Origin of the sequence: Curtobacterium flaccumfaciens (assembly GCF_051548005.1) — a bacterium.
Lineage (GTDB): Bacteria > Actinomycetota > Actinomycetes > Actinomycetales > Microbacteriaceae > Curtobacterium.
Genome location: NZ_JBPUGH010000023.1, coordinates 1 through 15,300, shown reverse-complemented (window position 1 = coordinate 15,300; position 15,300 = coordinate 1). Strand labels below are relative to the sequence as shown.

Here is a 15,300-nt window from a genome sequence, read left to right as displayed (position 1 = left end):
CACCCCCACTCTCTTCCGCGGCTGACGCCGCACACCAGCTGCAACCGAAGGAACGCAATGTCCACTCTCGAAATCCGCGACCTCCAGGTCTCGATCGACACCGATCAGGGCACGAAGGAGATCCTCAAGGGCGTCGACCTCACCATCAACGAGGGTGAGATCCACGCGATCATGGGGCCGAACGGCTCCGGCAAGTCGACCCTCGCGTACACGATCGCCGGTCACCCGCGCTACAACGTCGTCGGGGGCTCGATCACGCTCGACGGCGAGGACGTCCTCTCGATGAGCGTCGACGAGCGCGCCCGTGCCGGCATGTTCCTCGCCATGCAGTACCCGGTCGAGATCCCCGGTGTCACGGTGTCGAACTTCCTCCGGACCGCGAAGACCGCCATCGACGGCGAGGCGCCCGCGCTGCGCGGCTGGGTGAAGGACCTCCGCCAGTCGATGGCCGACCTCAAGATGGACTCCGCGTTCGCCGAGCGCAACGTCAACGAGGGCTTCTCCGGCGGCGAGAAGAAGCGCCACGAGATCATGCAGCTCGAACTCCTCAAGCCGAAGTTCGCGGTCCTCGACGAGACCGACTCCGGCCTCGACGTCGACGCGCTGAAGATCGTTTCCGAGGGCGTCAACCGCGCCAAGGCCGCCACGGGCCTCGGGGTGCTGCTCATCACCCACTACACGCGGATCCTCCGCTACATCAAGCCGGACTTCGTGCACGTGTTCGTCGCCGGCAAGGTGGCGGAGCAGGGCGGTCCGGAGCTCGCCGAGCGCCTCGAGAACGAGGGCTACGACCGCTACGTGCAGGCCGCCGCCGAGGCGCAGTCCTGATGATCACCGCACTCTCCCCGGAGAAGTTCGACGAGGTCGTCGAGGGCCTCAAGGAGGTCCAGGACCCGGAGCTCGGCGTGAACATCGTCGACCTCGGCCTGATCTACGACCTCGCGATGGACGACGAGGCGAACGCGCTCGTGATCAGCATGACGCTGACGAGTGCGGGCTGCCCGCTGACGGACGTCATCGAGGGCGACACCGCCAACGCGCTCGACGGCATCGTCGACGCGTTCCGCATCAACTGGGTCTGGATGCCGCCGTGGGGCCCCGAGCGGATCACGGATGACGGGCGCGAGATGATGCGCGCGCTCGGGTTCTCGATCTAGACGCGACCACTCACGACGGGAGGCGCGGTGCCAGCTGGCACCGCGCCTCCCGTTCGCCTGTGCGGGCGTGTGGCGACCGCTGGACACGCCCGGCTGCGTTCGCCGTGGTCTCAGGATGTGTCGGCCGCTGCGCGGCGAGGTGACACCTCGTGCCCCGCCGGTGCAGCGCACGGCACGTCACGCGACCAACAGGCCTCGGGCGAATCCTCCGCCGCGCACCGCCGGCCCGCCTCGCGAGGTTGCACGACTCGCCGCGTGTGCTCCGCCGAGGTTCCGCCCCCTGACGATGAAAGCGGCCGAGATCCCAGAATTCTGGAACCTCGGCCGCTCACGAAGAACGCGCCACGCGACTCAGCGGCGGCCGAGCGCCTTCCAGGCCAGCGGCAGCACGCCCGCGGCGATGAGGGCCTTGGCCACGCCGCCGATCACGAACGGGTAGAGGCCCGCCGCGAGCACCGACTGCAGGTCGTTCGGCGCACCGAGCTGACCGAGGGAGGCCGCGAGCCACGGCAGACCGGTCACGAACGGGATCGCGCTGGCGAGCAGCATCGCCACGGTGGCGCGCCCGACGTGGCGGTCCCAGTTGCGCCGGGCGAACCAGCCGACGAGCCCGGCGGCGGGCACGAAGCCGATCACGTAGCCGAAGCTCGGCGACGCCAGCGCGGAGAGGCCACCCGAGAACCCGGCGAAGAACGGCGCACCGGCGAGCCCGGCGACCGCGTAGACGAGCAGGGAGAGCATGCCGCGACGGGCGCCGAGCGTGGCGCCGACGAGGACGACGGCCAGGGTCTGCCCGGTGATCGGCACCGGCCACATCGGCACCTCGACCTGCGCCATGGCGGCGGTGAAGAGGGCGCCGCCCGCGACGAGGGCGGCATCGGTGGCCAGACCGTGGGTGCGCAGACGGTCGGCGAGCACTGCGCGGCGAGCGAACCCGGTGGCGTTCGTCATGGATTCTCCTAGAATGGACTGCTGGTCCCGTTCTGGGACCATCGGTCCCGTCAGCGTAGCGGTGCACCTCCCGCACACGTCGTTGTGCAAAACCACCAACTGATTGGACGTCCACTGTGCTTGCCGTGCACGATCTCGAGATCCGCGTCGGGGCCCGCCTCCTCATGGAGAACGTCTCCTTCCGTGTCGAGAAGGGCGACAAGATCGGTCTCGTCGGGCGCAACGGCGCCGGCAAGACCACGATGACCAAGGCGCTGGCGGGGGAGACGCAGCCCACCGCCGGGAAGATCGAGCGCGGCGGCGAGATCGGTTACCTGCCGCAGGACCCCCGCTCCGGCAACCCGGAGGACACCGCCCGGAAGCGCATCCTCGACGCCCGCGGACTCGGTGAACTCGTGGAGGGCATCCGGCTCGCGACGCTGGACATGGCGAGTGACGACCCCGCGGTCGCCGAGAAGGCCATGCGTCGGTACAGCCGGCTCGACGACCAGTTCAACGCCCTCGGTGGCTACGCGGCCGAGGCCGAGGCGGCGTCGATCGCGTCGAACCTCAAGCTGCCGGACCGCATCCTCGACCAGCAGCTCAAGACCCTCTCGGGCGGCCAGCGTCGGCGCATCGAGCTCGCGCGCATCCTGTTCTCCGACGCCGAGACGATGATCCTCGACGAGCCGACGAACCACCTCGACGCCGACTCGATCGTCTGGCTGCGCGAGCACCTCAAGACCTACCCGGGCGGCGTGATCGTGATCTCCCACGACGTCGAACTCGTCGACGAGGTCGTGAACCGGGTGTTCTACCTCGACGCGAACCGCCAGTCGATCGACGTCTACAACATGGGTTGGAAGCTGTACCAGCGGCAGCGTGCCGCCGACGAGGAGCGCCGCCGCAAGGAGCGCGCGAACGCCGAGAAGAAGGCGGCGACCCTGAAGGACCAGGCCGCACGGTTCGGTGCGAAGGCCACGAAGGCCGCCGCGGCGCACCAGATGGTCGCGCGGGCCGAGAAGCTCCTCGCGGGCCTCGAGGACGAGCGCGCGGTCGACCGGGTCGCCAAGCTGCGGTTCCCGACGCCGACGCCGTGCGGCCGGACGCCGCTCATGGCCGAGGGGCTGTCGAAGTCGTACGGCTCGCTGGAGATCTTCGCGGGGGTGGACCTCGCGATCGACCGCGGCTCGCGGGTCGTGATCCTCGGCTTCAACGGTGCCGGCAAGACCACGCTGCTCCGCATCCTCGCGGGCGCTGACCAGCCGGACACGGGGGAGATCCTTCCCGGGCACGGTCTGCGCATCGGGTACTACGCGCAGGAGCACGAGAACATCGACGTCAACCGCACCGTGATCGAGAACATGGTGTCGGCGTCGAACGACCTCAACGAGACCGAGGCGCGTCGTGTCCTCGGGTCGTTCCTGTTCACGGGCGACGACGGCTACAAGAAGGCCGGCGTCCTCTCCGGCGGTGAGAAGACCCGGCTCTCGCTCGCGATGATCGTCGTGTCCGGTGCGAACGTCCTGCTGCTCGACGAGCCGACCAACAACCTCGACCCGGCCTCGCGCGAGGAGATCCTCGGCGCCCTCGCCGGCTACGAGGGTGCGGTCGTCCTCGTCTCGCACGACGCGGGCGCGGTCGAGGCCCTCAACCCGGAGCGGGTCCTCCTGCTGCCGGACGGCACCGAGGACCACTGGAACAAGGAGTACGCGGAGCTCATCGAGCTCGCCTGACCGGCGTGCGCGCGGTGCGCGCCATCCGACGGGAGGCACGGTGCGGGCTGGCACTCCTCCCTCGCGGGCTCGGTCGGCGCGCCCCGTGTGACGCTGGCGCGCCCCGTGTGACGCTGGCGCGCCCCGCGTGACGCGGGCGCCCCGTGTGTTGCGGGGCGCGCCACTGCCGAGCGGGACGCGCTCCGGTCCGACAGGTGGTCGCGTCAGCGACGCGGTCGTCTCACGACCGCGCGTTCAGCAGCTCGTCCTCGACCTCGGCGTCGGACCTCGGCTTCGCGTCCTTGCGGCGGCGGCGCTCCTCGGCGCGCTCGCGCTCCTCCGGGTCGTCCTGGTTGAGGTTCCGGTACTCCTGCACCATCACGTAACCGAGGAAGCCGAAGCCGCCCGCGGCGAAGAGGAACCACTGGATGAAGTAGCTGAGGTGCAGGCCGGTGTCGGCGGACGGTCGGTCCCAGCCGAGGGGCGGGTCTTCGGACGGAGCGGGCTCCTCGGAGGCGAGCTGCCCGTACGCGCCGGTCCAGATCGGCATGCCCACCTTGTCGCGGACGTCGGCGAGCGTGACCGACTGCACCTGGTCGGTGTGCGAGGGGTCTGATCGGCCGGGGATCCGCGGCTCGCTCTGCTGCAGGCGCACCACCACGGTCACGTCGCCGCTCGGGGGCGCCGGGACGTGGTCGGGCGCGTCCTGCCGGTTGCCCGTGGGGACCCAGCCCCGGTCGACGATGAACGCGCGGCCGTCCGCGGTGACGAGCGGCGTGAGGACCTCGAAGCCTGGTTGGCCGTTGTGCACGCGGTTCCGGACGAGGAGCTGCGCGTCGGTGTCGTAGCGACCGGTGGCGGTCACCCGGAGCCAGGTCTGGTCGTCGTTCCAGCTCGAAGCACGGGGGAGTGCCTGGTCGAGCGGGACGGGACGGTGGTCGTAGTTCTGCGCGATCTGCTCGTTCTGGCGGACGGCCTCGTTGCGGCGGTCCCACTGCCACATGCCGAAGAGGGCACAGACGATCGCGAAGGCCACGGCGATCGCGAAGTAGCCGAGCCAGCGACGGCTCCGGACGAAGCGCCACCCGACGAACGGCTCCTCGGGGTCGCGGTCGTGCGAGGTGTCCGATGCGGGCGCCGTCCCACGCTGGAGCTTGGCGGCGTGCCGTCGGCCGTAGCGGGAACTCGGGTCGAAGCCGTCGGTCATCGATCGGTGCCGGTGGCGCGCACCCCGACGTCGTTCTTCGGCCCGGCGTTCGGGTCACGGAGGTCGTCGAGGCGGTCGACGTCCTCGTGCATGCCGGTGACGCGGACGGGGAAGTTCCGCGAACGCAGGTAGTCGGCGAGGAAGTCCCGGTGGTCCTCGCACGCCGCCCAGATCTTCACCCGGTCCGTCGCGTGGATGCGCGGGTTCCGCCAGTTGATGCGCCACTCGGCGGTCTCGGTGCATCCTGCGCGCGAGCACACCGGAGTGGAGCCGGGCTCGGTGAAGAGGTCGAACGTCGCCCCCATCAGCGCCGCCCGCCGGCCCTCGGGGGCCAGACGTTGGTGTGGTCGCCGTGCCGCTGCCACTCGTCCTGCGCGTGCTGAGCCCGGTCGCGCAGGCGGTCCTGCTCGTCCCGGTACGCCTGGGCACGTGCGGCTTCCTGCTCTTCGCGGATGCGGACGTCCTCGGCGTCGTAGAGCCGGATCGCTCCGGCGGGGGCGACGACCTCGTTCCCGGCACGGTTGCCGGCGTTCGCGAGGATCACCGCGACCCAGGGGATCACGCCGGCGAGGATGATCGGGATCACCACGAGCCAGGTGTGGAACGCGGTCCAGACGAGCACCGCGGCGACGAAGCACACGACCCGGACGGCCATCTGCCAGACGTAGCGGGAGAGCCGGTGCGCACGGTCCTGTTCCGGCGACTCGGGGAGTGCCGTGATGCTGTGCGTGGTCTTCATTCGGATGTCCATCGTCTCCCGTGTACAAGCCTAAGCCTCCGTCGGACATTCCGGTTCCGCCGCGCGCGATCGGAGTGCGCGGATCGGCTCGGGTACGCTCGTCCGGGCGTGTCCGGCGTGAGTCCCGGGGCACGCCGTCCGACCCACCTCGAACGGAGCGACCATGAGCACCCCCCGTACCGTCCTGATCACCGGCGGCAACCGCAGCATCGGCTACGCCCTCGCGGAGCGCTTCGTCGCCGAGGGGCACCGCGTCGCGGTCACGTCGCGGAGCGGGACGGGCGGCCCCGAGGGAGCCCTCACCGTCCAGGCCGACATCACCGACACGGCCTCGGTGGACGCGGCCTTCACGCAGGTCGAGGCAGAGCTCGGCCCGGTCGAGGTGCTCGTCGCGAACGCCGGCATCACGAACGACCAGCTCCTGCTGCGCATGTCGGAGGAGGACTTCACGAGCGTCATCGACACGAACCTCACCGGCACCTTCCGCGTGGTCAAGCGTGCGACGAAGGGGATGATGAAGGCGAAGTTCGGCCGGATCGTCCTCATGGGCAGCGTCGTCGGCACGTTCGGACAGGTCGGGCAGGTCAACTACGCTTCGTCGAAGGCCGCCCTCATCGGCATGGCCCGGTCGATCACGCGCGAGCTCGGCTCCCGTGGCATCACGGCCAACGTCGTCACGCCGGGGTTCATCCAGACCGACATGACCGCGTCACTGCCGGACGAGCTCGTCGCCGAGTTCAAGAAGCAGATCCCGGCCTCGCGCTACGGCACGGTGGACGACGTCGCCGACGCCACGCTGTTCCTCGCGGGTGACGGCGCCGGGTACATCTCGGGTGCGGTCATCCCGGTCGACGGTGGCCTCGGGATGGGTCACTGACGTTCGGCTGAGCGGCCTGCGCGGACGTCAGCCGCGCAGGCCCATCGTCGCCAGCACTACCGACAGGTCGCGGTCGACCACGGACACGTCCGCCTCGGCGCGCACCCGCGGCTTGGCGTCGAAGGCCACGGACAGCCCCGCGACGCGCATCATCTCGAGGTCGTTCGCACCGTCGCCGACCGCGACCGTCCGGGCGGCGTCGACGCCGTCCGCAGTCGCCCATGCCCGGAGCGCGGTCGCCTTCGCGTGCGCGTCGACGACGTCGCCGAGGACACGCCCGGTGAGCCTTCCGTCGACGACCTCGAGTCGGTTCGCTCGGCAGTGGTCGAGACCGAGCTCGGCAGCGAACGGGTCGAGCACCTCGTGGAAGCCGCCGGACACGACACCGGCGGTGCCGTCGGCGGCGTGCACGCCGCGGACGAGTTCCGCGGCGCCCCGCGTCACGCGGACGGCCTGCTGTGCGCTGCGGAAGACGTCGTCCTGGAGGCCCGCCAGGGTCGCGACACGCTCCCGGAGGCTGTCCGCGAAGTCGATCTCGCCGCGCATGGCGCGCTCCGTGATCGCCGCCACCTGTGGCCGGGTCCCCGCCGCGTCGGCGAGGAGTTCGATCACCTCGTCTTCGAGCAGCGTGGAATCGGCATCGAGGACGACGAGGAAGCGGGGCACGGACCAACGGTACCGACAGACGGAGGCACGGCTGCGTCCGTGACGCGAGCCGTGCCTCCAGGCTGGTGTCGCGTCGTGACGCGACGCGTCTCGCTAGGCCTCGACCCTGACGCCCTTGCCCACCACGGTGATCCCCGACTCGGTGACCGTGAAGCCGCGTGCTTCGTCGGCCTCGCGGTCGACGCCGACCTGCGCACCCGGCGCGATGACCACGTCCTTGTCGAGGATCGCGCGGTTGACGACGGCGCCCGCGCCGATCGACGCACGCTCGAACACGATGGAGTCGAGGACCTTCGCACCGGAGTCGATGCCGCACCAGGGGCCGATCATGCTGCGCTCGACCTGCGCGCCGGACACGAGGCAGCCGAGCGACACGAGGGAGTCGATCGTCGAGCCGGTGTTGCCGTTGGCGTCGCGGACGAACTTCGCCGGGGGCAGGTTCGTCTGCTGGTTGAAGATCGGCCAGTCCTGGTTGTACAGGTTGAAGACGGGCACGGGCGCGATGAGGTCCATGTGCGCGTCGAAGAACGAGTCGATCGTCCCCACGTCGCGCCAGTAGTACCGGTCGCGCTCGTTCGAGCCGGGCACGTCGTTGCGCTTGAGGTCGTAGACACCGGCGTCGCCGCGCGCGACGAAGTCCGGCACGATGTCGCCGCCCATGTCGTGGTTCGACGTCTCGATCTGTCCGTCGCGGAGCACGGCGTCCACGAGCGCGTCGGCATCGAAGACGTAGTTGCCCATCGACGCGAGGATCTCGCCGGGGGAGTCGGCCAGGCCGACCGCGTTCTTCGGCTTCTCGAGGAACGCGTCGATCTTCGTCGGGTCGTCCTCGGCGACCTGGATGACGCCGAACTGGTCGGCCAGGCCGATGGGCTGGCGGATCGCGGCGACCGTGGCACTCCGGCCGGACGCGATGTGGGCCTCGACCATCTGGTGGAAGTCCATCCGGTAGACGTGGTCAGCGCCCACCACGACGACGATGTCGGGGCGCTCGTCGCGGAGGAGGTTGAGCGACTGCAGGATCGCGTCGGCCGAGCCGGCGAACCACCGCTTGCCGAGTCGCTGCTGCGCGGGCACGGACGCCACGTAGCTGCCGAGCAGCCCCTCCATGCGCCACGTCTCGGCGACGTGGCGGTCGAGGCTGTGCGACTTGTACTGCGTCAGGACGACGATCTTCTGCAGCCCGGAGTTCACCAGGTTCGACAGCGCGAAGTCGATGAGCCGGAAGTTGCCGCCGAACGGGACTGCTGGTTTCGCGCGGTCCGCCGTGAGCGGCATGAGGCGCTTGCCCTCTCCGCCGGCGAGGACGATGCCGAAGACCTTCTTTGGTGCCATACCGCTCACAGTATGCGTCCGGACCGGTGAACGGTTACGTTGAACGCGTGCGAGTCGATCTGTTGACCAGGGAATACCCACCAGAGGTGTACGGCGGGGCGGGCGTCCACGTCGCCGAGCTCACCGCAGCGCTGCGGTCGGGCACGGACACCGAGGTGCGGGTCCGCGCCTTCGGAGCGTTCCGGGACGAGGCCGACGTCTGGGCCTACCGGACGCCGAACGGCCTCGAGCAGGCCAACGGCGCGCTCCAGGCGCTCGGAACCGACGTCGCGATCGCCGCCGACGTCGAGGGCGCCGACCTCGTGCACTCCCACACTTGGTACGCGAACGCCGCGGGGCGCATCGCGCAGCTGACCTACGACATCCCGCACGTCGTCACCGCCCACAGCCTCGAGCCGCTCCGGCCGTGGAAGGCCGAGCAGCTCGGCGGCGGCTACCGGCTGTCGAGCTGGATGGAGCGCGAGGCGTTCGAGCGGGCCGACGCGGTCGTCGCGGTGTCGAAGGCGATGCGCGCCGACATCCTCCGGTCGTACCCGTCGATCGACCCGGAGCGGGTGCAGGTCGTCTACAACGGGATCGACATCGACGAGTGGAAGCCGACCGTCGACGAGGACGCCGTCCGCGCACTCGGGATCGACCCCTCCCGTCGGAGCGTCGTGTTCGTCGGGCGGATCACGCGCCAGAAGGGACTGCCGTACCTGCTCCGCGCCGTGGCATCGCTGCCGTCGGACGTGCAGGTCGTGCTCTGCGCCGGGGCCCCGGACACCCCGGAGATCATGGCCGAGGTGACCGGCCTGGTCGACTCCCTGCGATCGGAACGCGACGGTGTGGTCTGGATCGACCGGATGCTGTCCCACGGCGAGATCGTGAACGTCCTGTCCTCCGGCACGGTGTTCGTCTGCCCGTCGATCTACGAACCGCTCGGCATCGTGAACCTCGAGGCCATGGCGTGCGGCATCCCCGTCGTCGGCACCGGCACCGGGGGCATCCCCGAGGTTGTGGCCGACGGGCTCACCGGGCGCATCGTGCCGATCGACCAGGCGCAGGACGGCACCGGCACGCCGACCGATCCCGACCGCTACGTCGCCGACCTCGCGGCGACGCTCAACGAGGTCCTCGAGGACGAGGGGCTCGCGAAGCTCATGGGCCGCGCCGGACGACTCCGCGTCGAGAGCGAGTTCACGTGGGACGCCATCGCCCACCGGACCCGCGCCGTGTACGACCGGGTACTCGCCGGGCGCTGACCTGCTGGGCGCTGACCGGCTGGCGCTGACCGGCCGGGCGCTGACCCGGCCACGTCCGCGGCGCGCGCCGACCCGGTGTCGCGCCGCGGGCCTCCCGGTCGGACCCCGTAGGCTGGGGGCATGCCCTCGGTCGTGCGCCTGTCAGACGTCTCCGTTGTCCGCAACGGGGCCACCATCCTCGACTCCGTCTCGTGGGAGGTGCAGGCCGACGAGCGCTGGGTCGTGCTCGGCGCGAACGGCGCCGGCAAGACCACGCTGCTGCAGGTCGCTGGTGCGCAGACCTTCCCGACCTCGGGTGACGTGCACGTCCTCGACGTCGAGCTCGGCACGGCCGACCTCGCCGAGCTCCGCCCCCGCATCGGGTTCGCGTCGACCGCCCTCGCCCGTCGGATCCCGTTCACCGAGACCGTGCTCGACGTCGTGCTCACCGCGGCCTACTCGGTCACCGGTCGGTGGAACGAGGAGTACGAGGAGCTCGACGTCCGCCGTGCGCAGCGCGTGCTCGAGGAGTGGGGCCTCGGTGCCTTCTCCGAGCGGACGTTCGGCGAGCTGAGCGACGGCGAGCAGAAGCGCGTGCAGATCGCCCGTGCGGTGATGACCGACCCCGAGGTGCTGTTCCTCGACGAGCCCGCCGCGTCGCTCGACCTCGGCGCCCGTGAGAGCCTCGTCCGGACCCTCGGCGGCTACGCGCAGAGCCCCGACGCGCCCGCGATCGTCATCGTCACCCACCACGTCGAGGAGATCCCCGTGGGCTTCACGCACGCCCTCGTCCTGACCGACGGACGGGTGCAGGCCGCCGGGCCGATCGACGAGGTCCTGACCGATGACACACTCTCCCAGGCGTTCGGGGTCGGCCTCTCCGTCACCAAGGACGACGGGCGTTGGACCGCCCGCGCGTCGTAGCGACTCGCCGACCCGATCTGGTAACGTAGACGGCTGGCGCACGCCGAAGACTTCCCGCACGGTGTCCTTTCGGACCCGAGCATCCCGACCGCATCCAACCGAGGAATCTCCATGAAGACCGACACCCACCCCGAGTACAACGCCATCGTCTTCCGCGACCTGGCCTCCGGTGAGACGTTCCTGACGCGCTCGACCGCGACCAGCGACAAGACCATCGAGCTCGACGGTGCGACCTACCCGGTCATCGACGTCGAGATCTCGTCCGCGTCGCACCCGTTCTACACGGGCAAGCAGCGCATCCTCGACTCGGCCGGTCGCGTCGAGAAGTTCAACCAGCGCTTCAAGGGCTTCGCCAAGTAAGCAGCCTCGCGTTCCGCAGCGGGCGGTCCTCCTCCGGGAGGGCCGCCCGTTCGGCGTTCGGGGAGGTCGGCGGTGACGCGGGCGCGCCGTTCGCAGCGCGCGCCCGCGGCGGGTCGTGCACGCGGTCACGTTCGCGGCGGGGAAACGGCTCCGACAGGTTCGCGCCCCGTCGCGAACATCGCGCCCTGTCGTGCGAGGGCGCGACCTTCGTGGTGGGGCGCGATCGGGGTGCCACGGGCTCAGCGGACGACGGCGTTCGGAGACGCGCGCCCGCCGGGCAGGCGCGGTACGGGGCCTCGGCGCCGACGAACGGAACCACGGATTCGACATCGAACCGGCTGACGTGGTCGGTTCGACGTCGTATCCGTGGTTCGATGCCGGTGGCAGCGGCCCGGAGGAGGGGCGCCGCGCTACGAGCCGTTGCGGTGCGGCCAGCGCCCGTCGGCGGTGAACGCAGGGTCGCGCTTCGAGCGCATGTACTCCTGGAACGACGCCGCCTGGTCGGCGCACCATCCGACCTGCTTGCGGTGGAGCTCCTCAGCGGAGACGCCGAGCTCGTCCGGGTACTTCGCGGCGATCGCCTGCGCCACCCGTCCGGCCGCGACGGCGTCCGCTCCGGCGTCGTGCGCGTCGGACAGGGTGACGCCGTACAGCTCGGACGCCGCCTCGAGCGTGCGCTTGCCCTTGCGGTACGTGTCGAGCGCCTTGTCGATCACGAGCGGGTCGACGACGTTGCCGATGACGGGGGAGGCCAGGCCGTGTCGCTTGGCTTCACGGTCGAGGACGGTGAGGTCGTACGGGGCGTTGTAGATCACGAGCGGGATGCCGCGGGCGAAGACGGCCTCGACCGCGGCGATGACCTCGGCCACGACCTCGCCGGCGGGGCGGCCCTCGGCCTGTGCGCGCTCGGTGGTGTACCCGTGCACGGCGGCAGCGCCCTCGGGGATGGCGATGCCGGGATCCGCGACCCAGGCACCCTCGACGATGGAGCGACCGGTCATGTCGATCAGGCCGACGTGCGCGGTGACGATCCGGGCGGTCTCGACGTCGACGCCGGTGGTCTCCAGGTCGAACACGCCGAGCGCGTGCCACCACGGGCGGCCGGAGAGGTCCTGCACCGTCGGGGCCGGTGCGGGTGCTGTCGCGGAGTACGTCACCCGGTCAGGCTAACGGGACGCACCGACACGGACGGCACCGACACGGACGGCGCCGACACGGACGGCGCCGACACGGACGGCGCCGACACGGACGGCACCGACACGGACGGCACCGACACGGACGGCGCGACCAGCCTGGCGGGGCCGCACCGTGCCTCCAGGCCGCTACGCCGTCGTCGTGGCGGAGGCGGGCACCGCCCCGGCGGGCGCGACCGCCGGCGCCGCGCCGACGTGCAGCCAGTAGAACGACTGCGTCCCGAGCGTCAACGTGACCGACCCGCGCTCGTCGAACGACGGGAACACGCTGCCACCGAAGAGGTCGTACAGCGGTCGCCCGGCGTACTCCGGCACCGAGATCGTCACCGACGTCGGGTTCGTGGCGAACGAGAAGACGCAGAGGACGTCCTCCGCCGAGGGGCCGAACTGCTGTCCGGACCCCTCCCACGAGCGCACGAACGCCAGGACGGACTCGTTCGACGTGTCCTTGACGTCGAGCGTCCCGAGGCCGAACACGGGGTGGGCCTTGCGGACGTGGATGACGTTCCGGACCCAGTGCAGGAGCGACCGCGACTGCGCGAGCTGCGCCTCCACGTTGACCTGCTGGTAGTTGTAGACGAGCGACTGGACGACCGGCAGGTAGAGCTTGCCCGGGTCCGCCGTCGAGAACCCGGCGTTCCGGTCGGGCGTCCACTGCATGGGCGTGCGGGACGAGTCGCGGTCGGGCAGCCAGATGTTGTCGCCCATCCCGATCTCGTCGCCGTAGTAGAGGAACGGCGACCCGGGCAGCGAGAACAGCAGCGCGTGGATGAGTTCGAGCTCGGCCCGCGAGTTGTCGAGCAGGGGAGCGAGACGACGTCGGATGCCGATGTTCGAGCGCATCCGCGGGTCGTAGCCGTACCAGCCGTACATCGCCTGCCGGTACTCCTCGCTGACCATCTCGAGGGTGAGCTCGTCGTGGTTGCGGAGGAACACCCCCCACGCGGCCGACTCGGGGACGTCGAGCGTCTCGGAGAGGATCGCCTTGAGCTCCGAGGCGTGCTGGGCGCGCAGCGAGTAGAAGATGCGCGGCATCACGGGGAAGTCGAACGCCATGTGGCACTCGGGCTCCTCGTCGGTGCCGAAGAACGCGGCGGTCTCGCGCGGCCACTGGTTCGCCTCGGCGAGCAGCACGCGGCCGGGGTACTCGTCGTCGACCATCGCGCGGAGCTTCTTGATGAACTCGTGGGTCTCCGGTTCGCCCTCGCCGTTGCCCTCCTCGGACTCGAAGAGGTACGGGATGGCGTCGAGCCGAAGCCCGTCGACGCCCATGTCGAGCCAGTGGCGGACGACGTCGTACACGGCCTCGACGACCGCGGGGTTCTCGAAGTTGAGGTCGGGCTGGTGCGAGAAGAACCGGTGGAAGAAGAACTGTCGCCGGACCGGGTCGAACGTCCAGTTCGACTCCTCGGTGTCGACGAAGATGATCCGGATGTTCTCGTACTCCTCGTCGGTGTCCCGCCAGACGTAGAAGTCGCCGTACGGGCCGTCCGGGTCCTCCCGGGACTGCTGGAACCACTCGTGCTGGTCCGACGTGTGGTTGATCACCATGTCGATGACGATCCGCATGTTGCGCTCGTGCGACTTCGTGACGAGCTCGCGGAAGTCGTCGAGGGTGCCGAACTCGGGCAGGATCGCCTTGTAGTCGGCGATGTCGTACCCGCCGTCCCGCATCGGCGACTGGAAGAACGGCGGCAGCCAGATGGCGTCGACGCCGAGCCACTGCAGGTAGTCGAGCTTGCCGATCACGCCCTGGATGTCACCGATGCCGTCGCCGTTCGAGTCGACGAACGAGCGGATCATGCACTCGTAGAAGACGGATCGCTTGTACCACTGCGGGTCCAGGGTCAGGCCTGGGAGCTGGATCGGGGCCGTGAACGTCACCCTGGACACGCTAGGCCGCGCGGCTGGCGCTGTCCGCAGGAAGACCGTAGTCGCGCGCGTCGGGCGCGCTTCCCGGTGGACGGACCGGCCTGGAGGCACGGCTCACCTCCGCAGGCACGCCCCGTCTGCGAGTTCTCCACATCCGGCCAGCAGTGCGGTCAGCGCGCGCGTCGCCTTCCCTAGACTGGCCGGGATGCGCCCGCCCCTGCTCTCCCCGTACCAGTCCCTCATGGCCGCGACCCCGGTCGTGCACCGCGCGGCGCGGATCGACGGGCGGACGACGCACTACTGGGTCTACGGGCCCGAGGACGCGACACGCACGGTGCTCGCGGTGCACGGGTTCCGGGGCGACCACCACGGCCTCGAGACCATCGCGGCCCACCTGCAGGGCGTCCGTGTGGTCGTGCCGGACCTCCCGGGCTTCGGGGTGTCCGACCCGTTGCCGTCGTCCGACATCGACTCCTACGTGGCGTGGCTGACCGGGTTCCACGCAGCGCTCGGGATGGACGAGCAGACGGTCGTCCTCGGGCACTCGTTCGGGTCGATCGTCGTCGCCGCGACGGTCGCCGCCGGCCTGCGCACCCGGTTGCTCGTGCTCGTGAACCCGATCGCCGCGCCGGCGCTGCAGGGGCCGCGGGCGATCGCCACCGGGGTGGCGATCGGCTACTACAAGGCCGGAGCCGTGCTGCCGAGACCGCTCGGCCTCGCACTGCTCCGGAACCCGGCGATCGTGCGCGTGATGAGCATCGCCATGCTCAAGTCGCACGACCGCGAGCTCCGCCGCTGGGTGCACGACCAGCACGACCGGTACTTCTCGGCCTTCTCCGACCGGACCAGCGTGCTCGAGGCGTTCCGCACCTCGGTGAGCCACGACGTCTCCGAGTACGCGGCTCGCATCGACGTGCCGGTGCTGATGATCGCGGCCGAGCACGACGACATCACGGCGGTCCCCGAGCAGCAGGCCCTGGCCGCGCGGCTGGCGGACGCGGAACTCGTGGTCGTGCCGGGCGTCGGCCACCTCGTGCACTACGAGACCCCCGCGGCAGCGGCGTCCGCGGTGCTGCGGCGGATGGACGACGTCGGGCCGGGC

At 70.5% G+C, this 15,300-nt stretch carries 16 protein-coding genes; 8 read left to right on the top strand and 8 right to left on the bottom strand.

What is annotated here, in order from left to right; genetic code table 11:
- The first annotated feature begins 57 nt into the window (after window positions 1–57).
- Complete coding sequence (gene sufC, locus ACSW7Y_RS05060) at window positions 58–828, top strand: Fe-S cluster assembly ATPase SufC (RefSeq protein ID WP_438125245.1); 771 nt, start codon at window positions 58–60, stop codon at window positions 826–828.
- A complete protein-coding gene (locus ACSW7Y_RS05055) occupies window positions 828–1,157 on the top strand; it encodes a metal-sulfur cluster assembly factor (RefSeq protein ID WP_022902786.1) in 330 nt (109 codons plus the stop codon). The genes sufC and ACSW7Y_RS05055 overlap by 1 nt, the downstream gene beginning before the upstream one ends.
- Before the next feature lie 351 nt (window positions 1,158–1,508).
- On the opposite strand, the gene ACSW7Y_RS05050 is transcribed toward ACSW7Y_RS05055, so the two are convergent.
- The gene (locus ACSW7Y_RS05050; RefSeq protein WP_438125244.1) at window positions 1,509–2,108 is read right to left on the bottom strand and encodes a biotin transporter BioY; all 600 of its coding nucleotides are present in this window, start codon (window positions 2,106–2,108) and stop codon (window positions 1,509–1,511) included.
- Window positions 2,109–2,224: 116 nt separating this feature from the next.
- On the opposite strand from ACSW7Y_RS05050, the gene ACSW7Y_RS05045 reads away from it, so the two are divergent.
- The gene (locus ACSW7Y_RS05045) at window positions 2,225–3,823 is read left to right on the top strand and encodes an ABC-F family ATP-binding cassette domain-containing protein (RefSeq protein WP_438125243.1); all 1,599 of its coding nucleotides are present in this window, start codon (window positions 2,225–2,227) and stop codon (window positions 3,821–3,823) included.
- Between the two features lie 220 nt (window positions 3,824–4,043).
- Here ACSW7Y_RS05045 and ACSW7Y_RS05040 read toward each other — a convergent pair whose 3' ends face one another.
- From ACSW7Y_RS05040 to ACSW7Y_RS05030, 3 genes are read right to left on the bottom strand one after another with little or no spacing between them, the layout of a single operon-like run.
- Entirely contained in the window at window positions 4,044–5,009 is a 966-nt protein-coding gene (locus ACSW7Y_RS05040; RefSeq protein WP_438125242.1) for an SURF1 family cytochrome oxidase biogenesis protein, read from the bottom strand.
- Window positions 5,006–5,314 carry a hypothetical protein gene (locus ACSW7Y_RS05035; protein ID WP_438125241.1) on the bottom strand — a complete coding sequence of 103 codons (309 nt, stop codon included), beginning with the start codon at window positions 5,312–5,314 and terminating at the stop codon, window positions 5,006–5,008. The genes ACSW7Y_RS05040 and ACSW7Y_RS05035 overlap by 4 nt, the downstream gene beginning before the upstream one ends.
- A complete protein-coding gene (locus tag ACSW7Y_RS05030) occupies window positions 5,314–5,760 on the bottom strand; it encodes a DUF3099 domain-containing protein (RefSeq protein WP_438125240.1) in 447 nt (148 codons plus the stop codon). Before ACSW7Y_RS05030 ends, ACSW7Y_RS05035 begins: the two co-directional genes overlap by 1 nt.
- A gap of 151 nt (window positions 5,761–5,911) precedes the next feature.
- Here ACSW7Y_RS05030 and fabG point away from each other — a divergent pair, with 151 nt between their 5' ends.
- Window positions 5,912–6,625 carry a 3-oxoacyl-ACP reductase FabG gene (gene fabG / locus ACSW7Y_RS05025; protein WP_058725285.1) on the top strand — a complete coding sequence of 238 codons (714 nt, stop codon included), beginning with the start codon at window positions 5,912–5,914 and terminating at the stop codon, window positions 6,623–6,625.
- Window positions 6,626–6,652: 27 nt separating this feature from the next.
- Here the strand turns inward: fabG and serB are convergent, their stop codons facing one another.
- Together serB and ACSW7Y_RS05015 are read right to left on the bottom strand one after the other, a co-directional pair.
- Entirely contained in the window at window positions 6,653–7,291 is a 639-nt protein-coding gene (serB, locus tag ACSW7Y_RS05020; RefSeq protein WP_438125239.1) for a phosphoserine phosphatase SerB, read from the bottom strand.
- A 93-nt stretch (window positions 7,292–7,384) separates the two neighbouring features.
- Entirely contained in the window at window positions 7,385–8,626 is a 1,242-nt protein-coding gene (locus ACSW7Y_RS05015) for a glucose-1-phosphate adenylyltransferase (protein ID WP_438125238.1), read from the bottom strand.
- A 47-nt stretch (window positions 8,627–8,673) separates the two neighbouring features.
- Between ACSW7Y_RS05015 and glgA the strand changes: the two genes are divergently transcribed.
- The 3 genes from glgA to ACSW7Y_RS05000 all read left to right on the top strand — a co-directional run bounded on the left by glgA (window position 8,674) and on the right by ACSW7Y_RS05000 (window position 11,133).
- Window positions 8,674–9,870 (top strand): glycogen synthase, encoded by a 1,197-nt coding sequence (gene glgA, locus ACSW7Y_RS05010; RefSeq protein ID WP_438125237.1) that lies wholly within the window; start codon window positions 8,674–8,676, stop codon window positions 9,868–9,870.
- A 120-nt stretch (window positions 9,871–9,990) separates the two neighbouring features.
- Window positions 9,991–10,773 carry an ABC transporter ATP-binding protein gene (locus ACSW7Y_RS05005; RefSeq protein WP_438125236.1) on the top strand — a complete coding sequence of 261 codons (783 nt, stop codon included), beginning with the start codon at window positions 9,991–9,993 and terminating at the stop codon, window positions 10,771–10,773.
- 111 nt (window positions 10,774–10,884) lie between these two features.
- Window positions 10,885–11,133 (top strand): type B 50S ribosomal protein L31, encoded by a 249-nt coding sequence (locus tag ACSW7Y_RS05000; protein ID WP_438125235.1) that lies wholly within the window; start codon window positions 10,885–10,887, stop codon window positions 11,131–11,133.
- A 410-nt stretch (window positions 11,134–11,543) separates the two neighbouring features.
- Here the strand turns inward: ACSW7Y_RS05000 and ACSW7Y_RS04995 are convergent, their stop codons facing one another.
- Window positions 11,544–12,290 carry an exonuclease domain-containing protein gene (locus ACSW7Y_RS04995; RefSeq protein ID WP_438125234.1) on the bottom strand — a complete coding sequence of 249 codons (747 nt, stop codon included), beginning with the start codon at window positions 12,288–12,290 and terminating at the stop codon, window positions 11,544–11,546.
- Window positions 12,291–12,455: 165 nt separating this feature from the next.
- Window positions 12,456–14,210 carry a maltose alpha-D-glucosyltransferase gene (gene treS, locus ACSW7Y_RS04990; RefSeq protein ID WP_438125233.1) on the bottom strand — a complete coding sequence of 585 codons (1,755 nt, stop codon included), beginning with the start codon at window positions 14,208–14,210 and terminating at the stop codon, window positions 12,456–12,458.
- 193 nt (window positions 14,211–14,403) lie between these two features.
- Here treS and ACSW7Y_RS04985 point away from each other — a divergent pair.
- The coding region (locus tag ACSW7Y_RS04985; RefSeq protein WP_438125232.1) for an alpha/beta fold hydrolase at window positions 14,404–15,300 on the top strand (897 nt) is incomplete at its 3' end.

Bases quoted from the DNA above. Each gene is read 5' to 3' on its own strand.
- sufC (WP_438125245.1), top strand. From the start codon at position 58: ATGTCCACTCTCGAAATCCGCGACCTCCAGGTCTCGATCGACACCGAT.
- ACSW7Y_RS05055 (WP_022902786.1), top strand. From the start codon at position 828: ATGATCACCGCACTCTCCCCGGAGAAGTTCGACGAGGTCGTCGAGGGC.
- ACSW7Y_RS05050 (WP_438125244.1), bottom strand. From the start codon at position 2,108: ATGACGAACGCCACCGGGTTCGCTCGCCGCGCAGTGCTCGCCGACCGT.
- ACSW7Y_RS05040 (WP_438125242.1), bottom strand. From the start codon at position 5,009: ATGACCGACGGCTTCGACCCGAGTTCCCGCTACGGCCGACGGCACGCC.
- ACSW7Y_RS05035 (WP_438125241.1), bottom strand. From the start codon at position 5,314: ATGGGGGCGACGTTCGACCTCTTCACCGAGCCCGGCTCCACTCCGGTG.
- ACSW7Y_RS05030 (WP_438125240.1), bottom strand. From the start codon at position 5,760: ATGGACATCCGAATGAAGACCACGCACAGCATCACGGCACTCCCCGAG.
- fabG (WP_058725285.1), top strand. From the start codon at position 5,912: ATGAGCACCCCCCGTACCGTCCTGATCACCGGCGGCAACCGCAGCATC.
- ACSW7Y_RS05015 (WP_438125238.1), bottom strand. From the start codon at position 8,626: ATGGCACCAAAGAAGGTCTTCGGCATCGTCCTCGCCGGCGGAGAGGGC.
- ACSW7Y_RS05005 (WP_438125236.1), top strand. From the start codon at position 9,991: ATGCCCTCGGTCGTGCGCCTGTCAGACGTCTCCGTTGTCCGCAACGGG.
- ACSW7Y_RS05000 (WP_438125235.1), top strand. From the start codon at position 10,885: ATGAAGACCGACACCCACCCCGAGTACAACGCCATCGTCTTCCGCGAC.